General features: G+C 46.0%; 15 protein-coding genes and 1 pseudogene. 3 read left to right on the top strand and 13 right to left on the bottom strand.

Features of this window, described 5'->3' with window-relative positions; translation table 11 throughout:
- Positions 1 to 5: 5 nt before the first annotated feature.
- The 5 genes from atpH to WMO65_RS01930 all read right to left on the bottom strand — a co-directional run bounded on the left by atpH (position 6) and on the right by WMO65_RS01930 (position 3055).
- A complete protein-coding gene (gene atpH, locus WMO65_RS01950) occupies positions 6 to 515 on the bottom strand; it encodes an ATP synthase F1 subunit delta (protein WP_181014445.1) in 510 nt (169 codons plus the stop codon).
- Positions 490 to 987 (bottom strand): F0F1 ATP synthase subunit B, encoded by a 498-nt coding sequence (atpF, locus tag WMO65_RS01945; protein ID WP_033140429.1) that lies wholly within the window; start codon positions 985 to 987, stop codon positions 490 to 492. The genes atpH and atpF overlap by 26 nt, the downstream gene beginning before the upstream one ends.
- A gap of 19 nt (positions 988 to 1006) precedes the next feature.
- Positions 1007 to 1222, bottom strand: coding sequence for an ATP synthase F0 subunit C (gene atpE, locus WMO65_RS01940; RefSeq protein ID WP_018594308.1), 216 nt, complete (start codon positions 1220 to 1222; stop codon positions 1007 to 1009).
- Between the two features lie 36 nt (positions 1223 to 1258).
- Positions 1259 to 1927, bottom strand: coding sequence for a F0F1 ATP synthase subunit A (locus tag WMO65_RS01935; RefSeq protein ID WP_033140430.1), 669 nt, complete (start codon positions 1925 to 1927; stop codon positions 1259 to 1261).
- A gap of 390 nt (positions 1928 to 2317) precedes the next feature.
- A complete protein-coding gene (locus tag WMO65_RS01930; protein WP_033140431.1) occupies positions 2318 to 3055 on the bottom strand; it encodes an SIR2 family NAD-dependent protein deacylase in 738 nt (245 codons plus the stop codon).
- Between the two features lie 163 nt (positions 3056 to 3218).
- Between WMO65_RS01930 and WMO65_RS01925 the strand changes: the two genes are divergently transcribed.
- On the top strand, positions 3219 to 4094 hold the full coding sequence (locus WMO65_RS01925) for an NAD(P)/FAD-dependent oxidoreductase (RefSeq protein ID WP_148391521.1): 876 nt from the start codon (positions 3219 to 3221) through the stop codon (positions 4092 to 4094).
- A 93-nt stretch (positions 4095 to 4187) separates the two neighbouring features.
- Complete coding sequence (gene trxA, locus WMO65_RS01920) at positions 4188 to 4496, top strand: thioredoxin (protein WP_033140433.1); 309 nt, start codon at positions 4188 to 4190, stop codon at positions 4494 to 4496.
- Between the two features lie 63 nt (positions 4497 to 4559).
- Here the strand turns inward: trxA and WMO65_RS01915 are convergent, their stop codons facing one another.
- Positions 4560 to 5231 carry a Crp/Fnr family transcriptional regulator gene (locus tag WMO65_RS01915; RefSeq protein ID WP_033140434.1) on the bottom strand — a complete coding sequence of 224 codons (672 nt, stop codon included), beginning with the start codon at positions 5229 to 5231 and terminating at the stop codon, positions 4560 to 4562.
- A gap of 86 nt (positions 5232 to 5317) precedes the next feature.
- Between WMO65_RS01915 and WMO65_RS01910 the strand changes: the two genes are divergently transcribed.
- On the top strand, positions 5318 to 6010 hold the full coding sequence (locus tag WMO65_RS01910; RefSeq protein ID WP_052099238.1) for a GDSL-type esterase/lipase family protein: 693 nt from the start codon (positions 5318 to 5320) through the stop codon (positions 6008 to 6010).
- Between the two features lie 104 nt (positions 6011 to 6114).
- Here the strand turns inward: WMO65_RS01910 and WMO65_RS01905 are convergent, their stop codons facing one another.
- From WMO65_RS01905 to WMO65_RS01875, 7 genes and pseudogenes are all read right to left on the bottom strand, one after another.
- Positions 6115 to 7533: an MFS transporter gene (locus WMO65_RS01905; RefSeq protein ID WP_148391522.1), complete on the bottom strand. Its 1419-nt coding sequence runs from the start codon at positions 7531 to 7533 to the stop codon at positions 6115 to 6117.
- Between the two features lie 71 nt (positions 7534 to 7604).
- Positions 7605 to 9134, bottom strand: a complete 1530-nt coding sequence (locus WMO65_RS01900) for a carboxylesterase/lipase family protein (RefSeq protein WP_148391523.1) — start codon at positions 9132 to 9134, stop codon at positions 7605 to 7607.
- A gap of 10 nt (positions 9135 to 9144) precedes the next feature.
- A complete protein-coding gene (locus tag WMO65_RS01895) occupies positions 9145 to 10359 on the bottom strand; it encodes a hypothetical protein (RefSeq protein WP_148391524.1) in 1215 nt (404 codons plus the stop codon).
- A gap of 429 nt (positions 10360 to 10788) precedes the next feature.
- Positions 10789 to 13104: an alpha-L-rhamnosidase-related protein gene (locus WMO65_RS01890; RefSeq protein ID WP_148391525.1), complete on the bottom strand. Its 2316-nt coding sequence runs from the start codon at positions 13102 to 13104 to the stop codon at positions 10789 to 10791.
- A 380-nt stretch (positions 13105 to 13484) separates the two neighbouring features.
- Positions 13485 to 14429 carry a helix-turn-helix transcriptional regulator gene (locus WMO65_RS01885; RefSeq protein WP_187370519.1) on the bottom strand — a complete coding sequence of 315 codons (945 nt, stop codon included), beginning with the start codon at positions 14427 to 14429 and terminating at the stop codon, positions 13485 to 13487.
- Positions 14430 to 14756: 327 nt separating this feature from the next.
- Complete coding sequence (locus WMO65_RS01880) at positions 14757 to 15221, bottom strand: low molecular weight protein-tyrosine-phosphatase (protein ID WP_148391527.1); 465 nt, start codon at positions 15219 to 15221, stop codon at positions 14757 to 14759.
- A 160-nt stretch (positions 15222 to 15381) separates the two neighbouring features.
- Positions 15382 to 15609, bottom strand: a pseudogene (locus WMO65_RS01875) (tyrosine-type recombinase/integrase); the annotation flags it as partial.
- Between the last annotated feature and the right edge of the window lie 164 nt (positions 15610 to 15773).

Raw genomic sequence — 15773 nt, 5'->3', positions numbered from 1 at the left:
AGCGTTCACCTCCAGGTCAATTTTTGTTGTAGTGCATTGATTCTGCCCTTCAGGCTGTAATCAATCTCCCGGTCTCCTACGCGGAGGGTAAATCCGCCGACCAGGTCTTTTTCTTCCTGTAACTGAAATGCTACATCCTTTACGTGGTATTGCCTGCAGAGAAATCTTCTGATTCCTTCAAGCTGCTCCTCTGTAGGAAGTACCACATAAGACAGAGTGGCATTTAAAATATTGTTTTGCTCGTTGTAATACTCCTGATATGCCTTAAAAATTTCCTGTGCCTCGCCTGCTTTGTGGTATCTGCACAGTATTTTCATAAAATTATGTATCTCTTTCGGAAAAATCCGGTCTACAACTCTCTGCTTCGCCGCCAGGGATACAACAGGGCTTGAAAGCACTTCCGACACCTGGGGAACTTTCTCTAAAAGTTCTCTTGCGCCGGCTGCAGATTCCGGTGAAATGTTCAGCTCATACAGCACTTTCCCGTAATTATTCAGACTCTCTGTCATCTGCATCACCCGCTTCTGCTAAAAATGTGTCGTAGAGCATGCTGTTTCCCGCCTGGCTTCCGCCTGCAAGCATTTTTCTGGCTGCTTCCACGGCAAGGCCCGCGATTTCGGATTTTGCTCCTGCCAGGGCATTTTCCTTTTCCTGTTCTGCCGTTTTTCTGGCACTTTCCAGGATTCTGGCAGCCTGCTCATTCGCTTCCCGAACGGTACGCTCTGTCAGGGTCCTCGCATCCGCTTTCGCTTCCTCGATAATCTGTAAGGACTCGGCTTTTGCACCGCTTATTGCCATTTCATACTGGCCTTTCAGCTCATTCGCCTTTCCTTCTGTTGTCCTGGCATTTTCAAGCTGCTGTGCGATGAGTGTCTTTCTTTTTTCCATGATTCCCAGTATCGGTCCGATCAGGAATTTTTTCAGTAAGAGATAAAGAACTATCAGGTTAATTATGGTCCAGATAAGGCCCCAGCCTAAACTCAGCACCTGTCTTCACCTGCCTTCCTTATTTTACGAATAACAGTAATAAAGCGATAACGAAACCGTAAATAGCAGTTGCCTCTGCAAGTGCACATCCGAGTAACAGCGCTTTACTGATCTTTCCCTCTGCCTCCGGCTGTCTTGCGATCGCTTCTGTTGCTTTAGATGTTGCAAGACCGATACCTAAACCTGCTCCTAAACCTGTTAAAACTGCCATACCTGCACCAATTGCTGTTAACATATCTCTGTTCTCCTTTTCCAAATTTATTTTTAATGATTACTCTTCTATCTGCTCCTTGATAAAGAGCGAAGTTAAAAAAACAAATACATAGGCCTGAATCAGACCATCAAAAATGTCAAAATAAAAGCTGAATGGAATGGGTAAAACAACCGGTAAGATCATTTTGATCAGTTCCATTACAACAAATGATCCGATAACATTGCCGAACAACCGCATACAAAGCGATACCGGGCGGATAAATATCTCCATAATGTTAATCGGCGTAACAATGGCCATGGGTTCTGCAAAACTGTGCATGAACCGCTTAAACCCTTTCTGCTTCCATCCTGAATATTCAATCAGGAAGATGCTTATGATTGCCAGCCCTGCTGTCACGTTTAAGTCCTTTGTGGGCGGCTTAAAGCCCAGAAGACCAATTAAGTTAGCCACGCCAATATAGATGGCAGCGGTAATCAAGTAAGGAATATACTGCTTTCCTCTCTCGCCCAGAATATCCGCGAAAAAGTCATGCAGAAATCCAATAGATGATTCCAGAGCCAACTGTTTCTTACCGGGATTTTCCACCTTCAGATTTCTGACAAGAACGATGGATAATATCGTCAATGCTGCCATAATGATCCAGGTGACCACCACGGACTCCGTGACTGGTATCCCGCCAAAAATTGGGATGGTAAATACGGTCTCGCAGTTCAGCTCTTCCGTAATCCTATCCGCTATAGTTCCCGTAGGACATCCTCCCTTTCTATTTTATGATTTTTTAACTTCTCCTTTCTTATTTATTTATGATTCCAGAAAACATTACAGCTAATTTTTTCATTTGTCAATCTTTCTTTATATTTTTTTCGATGTGGCTTTCCTGTGATTTTACGGACAATTTTTCAGACATTTTTTCAATTTCTTTTATGGTTTTCTCCCTGTTTTTGGAGGGTTTTCGTGTACCAATTGGTATATGGAAAAATACAACTGATTTTTTTCATAAATACAAGTTGTTTTTTTGATTAATTTTTGTGAAATATGTTAGTGTTTTTCTAAATCCCTCATATAAAAAGCGCCTCATTCACGAAAAACGGGGCGCTTTTTTGTTAGGTTTTCACATTAATAACCTAGTTTCGTAAAAACATTTCTCGGCTCATCCCAGATGACAAGGTCTGCTCTGCTGTCTGAGTGATGATGCTCTTTATGAATGATGACCAGATTCGTTCCCTCAAAGTATTTGATATACTTGGAAAACACCTCGGAATCCAGTGTCGTTCCAAGAAGGATCAGGGTATCCGCGTTCTCAATCTCCCAGGTTGCCCTTGTCATGAGCTGGCTGTCCATCATTTCGCCAAAGAGAGCCACCTGCGGGCGGATGACACGGCTGCAGTCCTCACACAGCGGTACTTTTTTGGACGCTCTTATATATTCCAGCGGATATTTCCTTCCGCAGTGAGGGCAGATATTCTCATGGATGCTTCCGTGCAGGTTGATCACATTGCGGCAGCCTGCCTTCTGGGGATATCCGTAAATATTCCCGGTAATGATACACTTCAGCTTTCCCTTCTGCTCCATCCTGGCTGCCACACGGAACGTGTCGCTGGTGTCCACATCCCCCTGGAGAACTTCGTCGCGGTAAAATTTGAAAAACTCCGCCGGCCTGTTGTTGTAGTACACACTGGTAAATATATCCTCCGGTGACACACCGTATGTCTTCTCGATCTCATACGCTTTCTCCGGTGTCTTCATTCCCATGTATCCGCACTCTGCCATCATGCCGGAACCGCTTAAAATGACTGTATAGGCGCTGGCATCAAGGATTGCCCTCAGCCTTTCAATCTTTTTTTCCTCTTCCATAAATCTTTCCTCCTCCCGGCCATTTCTTATGTTTATATTTTACCATTTTTCTCTGTTTTTATAAAGGCTTTTTTCTTATGTAACCAGGTCACCAACAAAACCTGTGTCTTTTGGTAAAATTTATGATAAGATAAGAGTAGAAAGAAAGGAAGTGCCTGAATATATGGAAAAACTGATTATCGCCGGCGCAGGACCTGCCGGAATCTCCGCTGCTCTGTACGCAGTCCGCTCCGGCATCACGCCGCTTATCATACACAAAGGTATCGGTGCTCTGGAAAAGGCAGCGAAGATTGAAAATTATTACGGACTGCCTGACCCAGTTTCCGGACAGGAGCTGTATGAGAACGGTCTGAAGCAGATCAAAGCCCTGGGAGTCCCTGTCGTGGAGGATGAAATGCTGTCTGTGGAATACGACGGTGATTACACGATTCACACCATCACGTCCACCTATCAGACCAAGGCATTGATACTGGCAACGGGAACCAAAAGGAACACGCTTGCCCTTAAGGAAGCCCGCAGATATGAAGGCAGCGGTATCAGTTACTGTGCCATCTGCGACGGTTTTTTCTACCGCCAGAAGGATGTGGCAGTAATCGGCAACGGAGAATACGCCCTGCATGAGGCAAAGGTGCTGGAACCCATGGCCGCCAAAGTCACGATCCTCACCAACGGCATGGAGCCCACTTTTGAAAAAGAAGCGCTGGGAACCATCCAGGTTGAGACAAGGAAGATCATTTCCGCCGGAGGAGAGCCCACCTTAAAATGGCTGGAACTGGAGGATAACGAAAAATTTCCGCTGGACGGACTTTTCGTGGCGCTCGGAACCGCAGGAAGCACAGATATTGCAAGAAAACTGGGCTTGATGATAGAAAACAATCATATCATGATAGAGACAGACACCAGCACTGCCCTTCCCGGACTTTTTGCAGCAGGAGACTGCACAGGCGGCCTTCTTCAGGTATCAAAAGCCGTCTATGAAGGAGCCCTTGCGGGAACAAAAGCTGTGAAGTATTTAAAAAAGCTTCCGGAAGCAGTGTGACACGGTCACAGAAAACTGAGCCTGCATCTGATAGAATAGGCTCATAAAGATGAGAAACCAAAAATTTATGATAAAAATAAGGAGTGTATAATTATGGCAATGGTATTTGATGAGAAAAACTTTAAAAGTGAGGTATTGGATTCTGTTGTTCCTGTAATGGTAGATTTCTGGGCAACCTGGTGTATGCCCTGCCGCATGCTGGGGCCGGTTATTGAGGAGATTGCCGAGGAATCCAAAGGCGCGTATAAAGTAGGCAAAGTAAATGTGGATGAGAATCCGGGTCTGGCTTCCTCCTACGGCGTTATGAACATTCCCACGGTTCTGGTGTTCAAGAATGGAAAGGTTGTGGAAAAATCTGTGGGAGTTGTTCCAAAAGGGCAGCTTTTGAATCTTCTGAAATAAAAACAGAGATGGATGGATAAAAGGGTGCGGCTTCCTGCCGCACCCTTTTTCGTCATGCCTGCCTTACGGCAGCAGCTCATAAAGGCTGCTTTTATTTTCAATCTTGATTCCGCCGCGGAACAGGGATATATCCCCCTTTTTTACCATCTGTTTCAGGGTTCTGCTCACCGCTTCCCTGGCACTGCCGATGGCTTTTGCGATTTCCTCATGGGTCATACGGATGCTGTCATCCTTCCTCTGTGCGGATTCGTCGATGAGAAAAGCGGCGATCCTCTGAGTCAGACTTAAAAACAGCATCTGCTGCAGAGCCTCCACAACGCTTGAAAAACGCTCCGTTGCGATCTTGTAGGCATAATTCTCCACATAGATATTGTCCACCGCAAGAGCTGAAAATACAGGTGCCGGTATCAGCAGAACATCACAGTCCGCCTCTGCCTCTATCTCCACATCAAAGGTGATGGCCGACAGGGCACAGGAGGCTGTGAGCACACAGGTATCCCCTTCCCTGATCCGGTATATGGTCACCTCTTTGCCCTCGTCAGACAGGAGATACGCACGGATAACGCCCTTTAAAATAAATACGGTTCCCAGGCATTCCCTGGTGGGTGAATAGATCAGGCTTCCCGCCGGATAGTGCACTTCTCTGGAATCCCGGCACACCCTCTCCTGCTGCTCTTTTGTCAAATGTTCCCAGAAAGGTGTCTGCACCAGAACTTCTTTTATTCTATCTTCCATTTTTGTATCCTTCCCTTGCAATTCCATTTTTTAGCCCTTACAATAAGATATGCATGTGAAATATGAAAAAAGGAGAAAATTCCTTTATGAGACAAAAGAAACTTTCTGATTACCTGCTGCGCTTTGCCGTTCTTCTGGCCGTCATACTCCTCGTCCTCCGGTTGACCTGCCCTTCCCAAACGCGGATCGCCTGTGTGGGGGACAGCATAACCTACGGCGCCACGATCCGGGACAAAAGCCACGACAGTTATCCCGCACAGCTTGGAACTATGCTCGGCCGGAAATATTCCGTAAAAAATTTCGGTGCCAGCGGATACACACTTCAGGAAAGCTGTGACAGACCTTATACGAGCCACAAGCGGTACAAAAAAAGCCTGGACTTCAAACCGGATGTGGTGCTGATCATGCTGGGGACCAACGATACAAAGCCCTATAACTGGATCAGCACAGAGGCATTCCAGGATGATTACCGACAGTTGATCCTCTCCTACCAGGAGCTGCCATCCAGACCGGATGTCATTCTCATGACGCCTGCCTCTGTATTCCCGGAGAATTTCAATCCTGCAAAGCCCTATAAGATACGGGCCGGCGTAGCCGGCGAAGCAGCAAAAGCAGTCCGTGAGCTCGCCAAGGAACTGGGACTGCCTTTTATCGATATTCATGAGGTGACTGCCAGTCACCCCGAATTTTTCCTCCAGGACGGTGTCCATCCCAACGAACTGGGAGCCAAAGCCATTGCCCGGACTGTCTATGAGGCCCTGAAGGATTGGGGGTACTAAGCTTTCCCTCTCTTTTCATCAATATACCACATATCAGGAAGTTATTCCAGTACAGAATATTTTAACCGGTCTGCCGGCACTACTTTTTCATACGGTCAGCGCAGTCAATACGCAGACCTGTCTGAACTGTTACGTTTTGCCATCTCTGTGCGGATCACCGGCAATTCTTTGTCCAGGCGGTAAAACAGCATAAGTACAGAGCACAGGGCCACACAGATAACGGGAATCCAGTTGTAGCAAAAGCTGATCGCGCTCTGTGCACCTGCTGACTGCACGGCTTTTGCCGCATCGAATCCGCCTGCCGCAAGAATCCAACCCATAACTGCCTGTCCAAGACCGAGTCCCAGCTTCTGGGCTGTGCTGACGCCTGCATTGCCCATTCCCACAGCCACAACACCGGTCTTCCACTCTCCGTATTCAATCGTATCTGACACCATTCCAAAGGCCATACCGCCGGCAGCCCCTAACCCCACGCCTTTTACTGCGTTAAAGAAAATAAGTAACGGAAGGTTTGTACCGCACAGGCCTGTGCCTGCGAATCCCGCCATCATAGCAATAAGACCGACCTGATAGGTTCTGTGTTTTCCGAATTTCTTCATGAATGCCGGTGTGAGGAACATGATGCCAAACTGTGCGATGGACAGCGCGTTGTTGATCGGGGTGTAGAAGCCTATATCCCCGAGAACATACTGCGCATAGTAGGCTGCCGCCACTGCGTACATGACAATGACAAAGAAAATCAGGAACATACAGACTGTCATCAGAACCCAGTATTTATTTTGGAACAGGGATTTTACGGCTTTCCTTGCAGGTACGGATTTTTCTTCTTTTTCTCCTCCTGACTGTTTTTCCATGTTTTTTACGCGTTCCTTTGTTCCGAAGAAATAGAGGATACTGGCAGCAATGACAATTATGCCTACAATCATAAAGGCTTTTGTCCATGCTTTCTGTGTGTAGATATCACCGTCTCCGAATTTGTTCAGCCAAGTGAGGAAGAAGGTGTTCATGGTGATGTTCGCCAGTGTCTGGAAAATCATGTTCATGTTGCCCAGCAGACCACGGTCAAAGTCATTCTGGGTCATAAGGTAATTCATGGAAGTATACGGTACATACATAGCTGTGTAGAATACGGCGTTTACCAGGTTATACATGATAAATATGTAGACGTATTTTATAAATCCGGTCATGGATGCCGGAATACAGAACAGTAGCAGTGTGGAAACTGCCAGCGGAATACACATGCGCACCAGCCAGATCCTGGCCTTGCCGTGTTTGGATTTGGTGTGGTCCACGATTCCGCCCATGATCAGATCGCTGATACCGTCAAATACTTTTGACAGGGCAATGATCGTGCCTGCCACACCTGCATCCACGAAGGATACATTGGTCAGATAGATCATAAAGAAGGCTGACATGATGCCGTTTACCCACGCCATACCATAGTTGCCGATACCGTAGCCGATGCGTTCGCTCCAGCCTAATTTTGCTTTGGGGTCATTATGTTTTGATGCATAACTAAACATTTTCTTCTCTCCTTTTCAGGGCAGTGTTTGGTCTTTACTGCCTCAGTTGTAACGCTTCAGCCACGTTACCCTCAGTTTTCATAAAACCGCATGTCCTTCCAGAGTTCCATAAGCTTACTGAAATCCCGTATTTCTGTCCTGCTCACTCTGTCAAAGACACGGACCGGGGTGTGATATCCCGTGTATTTTGGCCAGTTCTCTTTATCGGGTTCCCCTGTTTTTATAAATCGGACCCAGGAACTGTGCATAGCTTCTATCAGCGTGTCTGCGGTTTCCTCCGTTTCCCCGTCAAAGATAAATCTGCTGAAAGCAAATTCTTTGTCGGCGAACATACAGGGAAGTTCATAAGCGTGGGAGGCTCCCATCCCTGTACTTTTCCCGGATTTTGAAACAAATTCAAAGCTATACAGCCACACATCCCCGTATGCTTTCTGGGCCTGCGCTGCCTTCAGGGAAGGCATACGAAAAGCGTAGTCTGTGGCGAAATTTATAAATGGTTTTAACTGTTCCGCCGGGACTTCTCTTTGTCTGTCTGATACTTCTTTCAGCTTCTGTTCTTCCGGGGAAGGCTGGTAATAACGGATCATTTCCGGAAGCGCGGCGGCATGTCCGTTCTTCTCAAACATAGCAGCAGTCATGGCCCAGTTGTTTGGAAACCCCGTCTTTTCCGGATGGACGAACAGGGATCCCTCATGCTTGTTGGTACCGATGAGAAGCTTTACGCCCTCTGCGCTGCCGCTGCGGATGGCATCAATGGGGCGTACGGGAAGCAGATCGTCCTGTATGGGGCCGGGAAGAAAGATTCCCGGGTTTTTGTACTGGTGCTTTTCTGCCACATAAGTATTGCCTTTCTGCAATTCAAAGGGATTTATCGTTCTGAGCTTCTGCAGATCCCCCACGTTCCACCCCATGCCTTCCAGAAACAGATCTATATTCTCTCCGGCTGTCCTGTGGGTGGCAATACAGTTCGGCAGGGGGCTTTGTGCGATTGCCTGGCTGAACATACCTTTTACGGCGGGAGCTGCCAGCATATTGACCACAGAGGCTCCGCCGGCTGATTCTCCGGCTATGGTGATGCGGCCGGGGTCGCCGCCGAAGGCTTTTATATTTTCATGGATCCAGGTTATGGCAAGGATCTGGTCAGATACACCGCAGTTACTCTCAAAATCTTCGCAGCCGGGGTATGTGGTAAAGTCATAAAATCCCAGTACATTTAAACGATACTGAACGGAGACAAAGACAATACCTTTTTCCGCAAATGAGACACCGCTGTAAAGGGGAACGGACGCTGATCCCGTATTGTATCCGCCGCCGTGTATCCACACAAGAACCGGCAGATCCTTTCCCTCCATGGGGCGTCTTATGTTCAGGGTAAGGCAGTCTTCGCTGCCTTTTAACTGTCCTTCGTCCAGTTGGACAGCTTCTTTTCCATAGTCTCCGGCATCATAAATCCCTTTCCATGGAGCCACAGGCTGTGCTCTTTTAAAGCGCAGGCTGCCAACGGGAGGCTGTGCAAATGGGATGCCCAGATATTCCACCAGATTGTTTCTCAGATAGCCTTTTACTTTCCCGGATGTTGTATTTACCATGTATTCTTTCATTGCGGTTTCCTCATGATTTCTTCCTTAAAAGTGCCACTTTTTTCCCTGCTGCAGCCAAGTCTTCGTGACCGTCCGCTGCCTCCTGTAAGACATATGCCTTTAATCTTGGTCTGCAGTTCTTATGGGGTTCCTCGAAAAATCCGAAGTACACTTCTGCCCGGCCGCCAATCTGGTTTTTCTCTATGCCCTGCTTTTCCAGCATTCCTGTCTCGGTCAGCAGCCGGAAATTATAGATTGTCCGGACATAAGGGAGTTCTCCCGCAAGCTGCAGCAATTTACGTGTATATTCAGCCTGCATTTTTTCAAGCTTGGGATCTCCGCAGTCTGTAAAACCCGTTTCTGTTAGGATGACCTGTTTCTCTGCATCACCGTATTTGCACATGACACGGTATGCTGCGTCGTTATAATCCTTCCACAAATGGTCCGGTTCCTCAATGTGCAGGAACAGATCCGCATCTCTTTTGTCCTGACAGGTACTCATCTGATAGGGGTGCCATGCCACCAGGTCAAAGTAATCATCCGGGTCTGTGGACCAGAATTTTCCTGACCGGATGCGGCTATAAATCTTGTCCAGAGTCCACGCGATTCCATACATGGGCGGCAGGAAGTCCGGCAGATTTCCTCCCAGCCAGGGCGTGCTCAGCGCCGGGGAAAAGGAAACAACTTTTGCATTGGGGTTCGCTCTTCTGATGCCCTTTGCAGCAAAATACATGAGGTCAACCGCTATATCCAGCTTCTCCTCCGGGCTAAACGGCTTTGACATATCGCTGTCAAGAAATCCGTCAGGCTGCAGAAATGCATTGATGTTCCACTCGTTCCCCACCTCCCACTGGGACACCTGTGGAAACAGGGATACCATGGTAAACCAGGACTGCTCCAGCATCTCAAGTGTCTGACGGTAAAGACTGCCTTCTGTCAAATCCCGCCTTGGAACTGCATGCCCTGTATGCTGAATACATCCCTCCGGCAGAAACCACTCGTGGCTCATGCCCGTCACTTCCAGATCCAGCTCCACTGCCCTGTCCAAAAGCTCTGTATGAGCGGAAACAGCCTCCTCATCAGGTGTAAGAGGGTCCTTCAGAATCTCTGTCAGATGCATCCAGGAACGGTATGCCATACATCCCAATGCCTTTACCAAATCCAGATATTCTGCTGCCGGTACATGGGTATCCCGCTCCCGCTGGATCAGCGGTTCCCCGATTCCGTAAAAACGTTCTGAAATCATGTGCTTTCTCCTTTAATTGTCTTGTGTTTTGATGTATTTATAATAGCAGTGGACGGGAAATTGATATACTGTTATTTTGTTGTTTTTGTAATTATTTTGTTGTAATAATGGTGTTGTGTGGGGATGGGAAAGGAGGGAGGGAGCGTTTGGGGATGGGCGGAAAATATATAATTATCTGGTAAAATAATAAAAACCCTTTTGCATACAGACTGCTGCTCTGGTGTTACAGCCTGTATGTAAAAGGGGTTATGTAATAATGTTATTTTTTGTTTCAATCTACATTCGGTTATTTCATAGAGTATGATTACGTCATATATGGATGCGAGGCTTGCTCTCATGTCCGTGGAGGATACGGTTTCTCCCTGTCCGTCACTGCCGCTGAGTTTGTTTTGGCGATTTATGCCTCCGCCTATAAAGGTGAGGAAATTTTCACACAGGCGCAGGCAGCACCTCTATATCTTCCGGTACCGTATACTCCACTTTACAGTTCCCATGTTCCAATTTCCATGACACCTGTATATCACCCACCGGTGTTTTTACTTTCCCTGATGCATGTGTCAGATATCCCGCTGTGGGAGCAATGCGGACTTTTCGAAATCCGGGTTTTGCGGGGCGTACCCCAAGCGTAACGCAGGGCAGTTCATATAAAATAAGAGCACCCCATCCGTGGCATTCACTCCTGGCATATGCCTCTGCTTCCACACAGGTCGTGCAATGATTTTTCACCATGTTTCTCCATATCTCCCAATACTGGTTTGTATATTGATACAGTCCTGTCTTTTCCAGAGCTCGGAAGAGATAAAAACACATGGCAACGGTACACTGGGTATACTTCTTATTTTTTATGGTTTCCAACAGATTCCCGGTCCCGGTAAGTGTATCTACAGTATCTGTCAGAACCGCAAACACCTGGCAGTGCTGACTGTATTCCTCGACTCCGGGGCCGTCCTGAAGCATACTATTTTTCCCTGTACAATAGGTTCTGACAGCATTCCTGACTTTTTCCGCCTTTTCCGAAAATCTATGCGCCTCTTCCCTTCGGTCCAAAAATAACGCCAGTTTTGCAGCGTGCTGAAGGCCGTAAATATATAATAGACTTTCCATTGTGATTGGTCCATTCACCCCGGCCGGAGGCATTCCTGTGGTGTCGTTCCACTCCTCTGCCCAATCAATAAAAGACCAGAAGGGAGTCTCCATATTCATTCCGCCGATTTTCCCCACATATCCCTGCGGGGTCAGATTTCTATCAAAAAAGTTTAAAATCTGATGAATTGCCGGCATGTGTTCCTCTATCAACTTTTTGTCACCGAAATACATCATGTGGTCATAGACCATCAATATATAATAAACGGAAAATCCCGGAATCACATTGGGATTGCAGTTCGGATAGCAGCAGTTCAGCAGACCGTCATACCGCTGGGAACGTTTTAAATCGTCCAGACATTTCCTGGCCAGTCTGTCATCCGCACTGACTGCATATGTGTAGAGAATCTGCTGCCTTGCATCCATTATATACTGGAGCTGCTCATAAAAAGGACAATCCTCGTAGCTTTCATGCATACACCGTCTCAGAGTTCTTTCGCTGATATCCCAAATGTCTGCTAAAGTGTTATCGGAGGTTGTAACCTCTGTCTGCACCTGCAGAGGGTATCCTGTTTCTTCGTAATGCATGCTGCAGAGTGTAAGCGGTTCCTGTCTTGTAATGATGTGCAGACGTATAAAACGGAAGGTACGGAACCAATAAGGTTCATAGGTTTCCGGCATATCCGGACTGCCAAATCCCCCCACAGAATATGTGTCTTCATAGCCCTGCAGATGGCCGTTCATGTTATCTGCTCGGTCTCTTTTTACCGGGATTTTTTCCGGCCCTGTAAAACCATTTTGAACGTAAGCTTCCGAATAGAGGAATTGTACTTTGGATCCTTTTCCGTGACAAAATTCTGTTTTCAGATATCCTGTCATTTCTTCTCCTGCGTCAAGTTCTATAATTTCTTCGGTTTCTGCAGGGAATTTTAAAGTTTTTTTCCCATTTATAAAATCTGCCCAATCCTGACCGGTATATCCGGATTTTTTAACATCCATAACACCGGAAAACTGACGCTCTTTCCGGTACATAAAAGGGATAGTCCGGGGATATAAATTACCCGGGCTGATGGCTTTTGAAATCTGTTTATTGATATACGGTCTTGCCGCATCCCATAGGCTGTCATCATAGGTATCTGTCTTCCAGCCGAAGAGTTCCGGATTTCCTATGGCATTTTCATGTATGATCAGGGGAGCAAAACGTTCCTCTTCCCGAATAAATAAGACGGAATCATCTTTTTTGCATTTCCAGGATGCGTCGGCGGACAACACATATTGTTTTCCGCTGACAGTCCGTATTTCCCCCTTCACGTACAGGCCCGGTACCGGTGTACGGAACATTCCGTGATTTCCTTTTTCCGGGTCCTGGGGATAGCGGAGAACAGAGACTGCGATTACATTTATACCATCTTTCAGATATGGCATTATGTCAATGGTATCATAAAACCATATCTGCAGATCGCCTCTGGAAGGTCCTGCCTCTATGAATTTCCCATTGATATATAGTTTATAGCGGGTGTCTGCGGATATGTGCAGAGCTGCTTCCTTTATTTTTCCGTCTATGTCTATTGATTTGCGGAAAAACACGATTCGCGGCTTTTCCTTGTCTTCCGGATTCCAAGACGGGCTCCAGATCCAGTTTGAATCTTTCAGATATTCCATGGCAAACTCCTTTAGATAGTGCGATCGTTGGCAGTTTGATCAATGTCGTTCTGCCTGTGATTTTTCCTGTTTTGTTGATGGGAATGGGTCTGTAATATTGGGGAATATAGGTATGTATGGATTGCCGTTCCCACCACTGCTGTTCCGTTTTTGAAGATTCGTCGCTCCACTCGTGGTTGTCATTCCACTTATAGTGACAGAGAATCTTCAGTTATTTTGTTGAAGATATCTTAACAGGAATCTACAAATGGATATATCTGTATTTTGATCTTTTTGATTTTATTTTGTTCTTATTTTATTGGTGCTGTCTTTCTTTTGTTACTTTTTGCTATTCCTACGTTCTTTCGTCATTCCTCATATTTTATACATTTTTGTTTTGTCTATTTTTCTTCCAGAAATTCCGTTGGTTTATAGGATTCCCGGTACTGTCTTGGTGTCATGTTCTTTTTCGCTTTGAAAATTTTTCCAAAGTAACTTTGTGACGGAAAATTGACGTACTCTGCTATTCTCGGAATCGATTCCTCTGAATAAATCAAAAGGTTTGCAGCACGTTCAATTCTTATATCGTTCACATAGTCCTGGATACATATGCCTGTCTCTCTTTTGAAAATTCGTGATAAATAACTGCTGCTGATTCCCAGCTTACCTGCAATATCATCCAGATATACTTTTTCTTTGAAATGCTTCTTTACATAATCCTTACACTGCTCTGTATAACTGGAAGTATGGCGCTTAGTCTTCAGCTCACAGACACGTTTTGTAAGTTCCTCTATGGCATGATTCCGATAGGCAAGAATCTGCATTATATCTTTACATTCTGACCCTTTATTAATGTAATACCCGCTCATGCGATAAGCCGCATATGGCATTAATCCGCCCTCAATCGCCGCGCGAGCACACAAAGTCACACCTACAACCAGCATATTCCGCCAATGGGTCAGCTCACTGGCTCCCAGTTTTCCGACTTCCGCATCCATATCTTTTGACAAACGGACTGCCTCTTCCACATTCCCCTCACGCACCATATCCAGAAGTTTCCTCTCTTCCTGATAGGAATGGCGGTAAAAGTCTTCTTCCTCAGACTTTAAGGTAAACAAAATCTGCTCTTCCGTTTCTTGTTCTTTCGTGACCGGAACCAGATGATTGGCATCCAACAGCTGCTGATCCGTGTATTCTGCATCGCACACAATTTTTGCAAGTATGCAGACTGTCTGAAGTATTTCAGTAACCGTAAACTGGCGAAGGTTCTTCTCTGCATCTTCCGGGATACCATATGCGCGATAGAACTTGTGTCTTTCGATTTTATTAAAGAAAACCGTGCACATTGGGCCAGCCAGATAGTACGCATCTGGTGCCTTGATACAAACAAAATAGGCCTGGTAATCGTCTTTACAGATGTATGGAACTGTTTGTTTTTCTGCATTTTCTACCAGGTAACACTGCAGTTCTGCGCAATGGTGTAAAGGATTGTGAGCAGAATTTTTCTGATATGAAATGACGTTGTTATCTTTTAAAGAAAATATACCAACGCTCTGCAGCTCTGACAGGTGCGTTAACAGGTATCGGGATTGTGGCGTTTGGCTCTTCTGCATTGTTTCAAACCTTCTTTGCTGTTTTTTGGCTGATGGCTTTTTCTGCTGCCTGCAGCCGGATCAGATTTTCTTCTGACGACGCAAAGTCTCCAGAAAGGCCCGGCAGCCTTCTACAATGTCGGAATATGTTGTCTCGAAATTTCCTGTATACCATGGATCTGCGATGTCTCTGGGATGCTCGGAAAAATCCAGCAGGCGGCAGATCTTATGTTCCGGATCGTGGCCTGCAATGCGGTTCATGTTACGGATATTCCACGCATCCATGCCTATGAGGTAATCATATTTTGCGTAATCTGATTTTTTCATCTGCACCGCGTATTTGCCCGCTGTGGAAATGCCTACTTCACGAAGTTTGTTCCTGGTTCCGTGGTGTACGGGATTGCCGATTTCTTCTGTGCTGGTGGCAGCGGATGCGATGTAGAAACTGTTGGATAGGTTTTCTTTTTGGGTTATGTCTTTTAGGACAAATTCGGCCATGGGGGAACGGCAGATGTTGCCGTGGCAGATAAATAGTATCTTAATCATAATTTTATATCCCTTCATAAGCCTTCAAATGCCTGTAGTTACTGGCTTTCTGGCGTTTTCTTGATTTTCTGTTTTTGCCTCTCTCTACGCATATCTACATAAATCTGCATAAATTACCGGGCAAATGGTGTAGTAATTGGTGTAGTAAACTGGTATACAATCAACCCGATTTTCTTCTCTGTTCCTGCTTGTCAACCTGCTTGAAGTCTACGATTTTCGCCATCTGCTCGGCGGCTCGGTCATAGCTTGCATGAGTATAAATGTTCAGTGTAACTCCCACATCTGAATGTCCCATCAGATATTGCAGTGTTTTCACATCCATACCGGCATTCGCCATATTCGTACAGAACGTATGTCGGAAAACATGAGGACGTGTCAAGTATGGGACAAAAAAAATAATTCTTTTTTCTTGCCGGAAAGTACCTGACCATTCCAATCAGGTACCCAACACTTTTATTATCTTCCACAAAATCGCTCTTGTCCAGAACATTTTATCTCTGCCCTAAAAATACATCATCACAATTCCATTCAATTTCGATTTCCTCCTGGCTA

It is taken from the genome of Blautia caccae (assembly GCF_040095955.1).
GTDB lineage: Bacteria > Bacillota > Clostridia > Lachnospirales > Lachnospiraceae > Blautia > Blautia celeris.
This window is presented reverse-complemented; position numbering and strand designations above follow the sequence as displayed.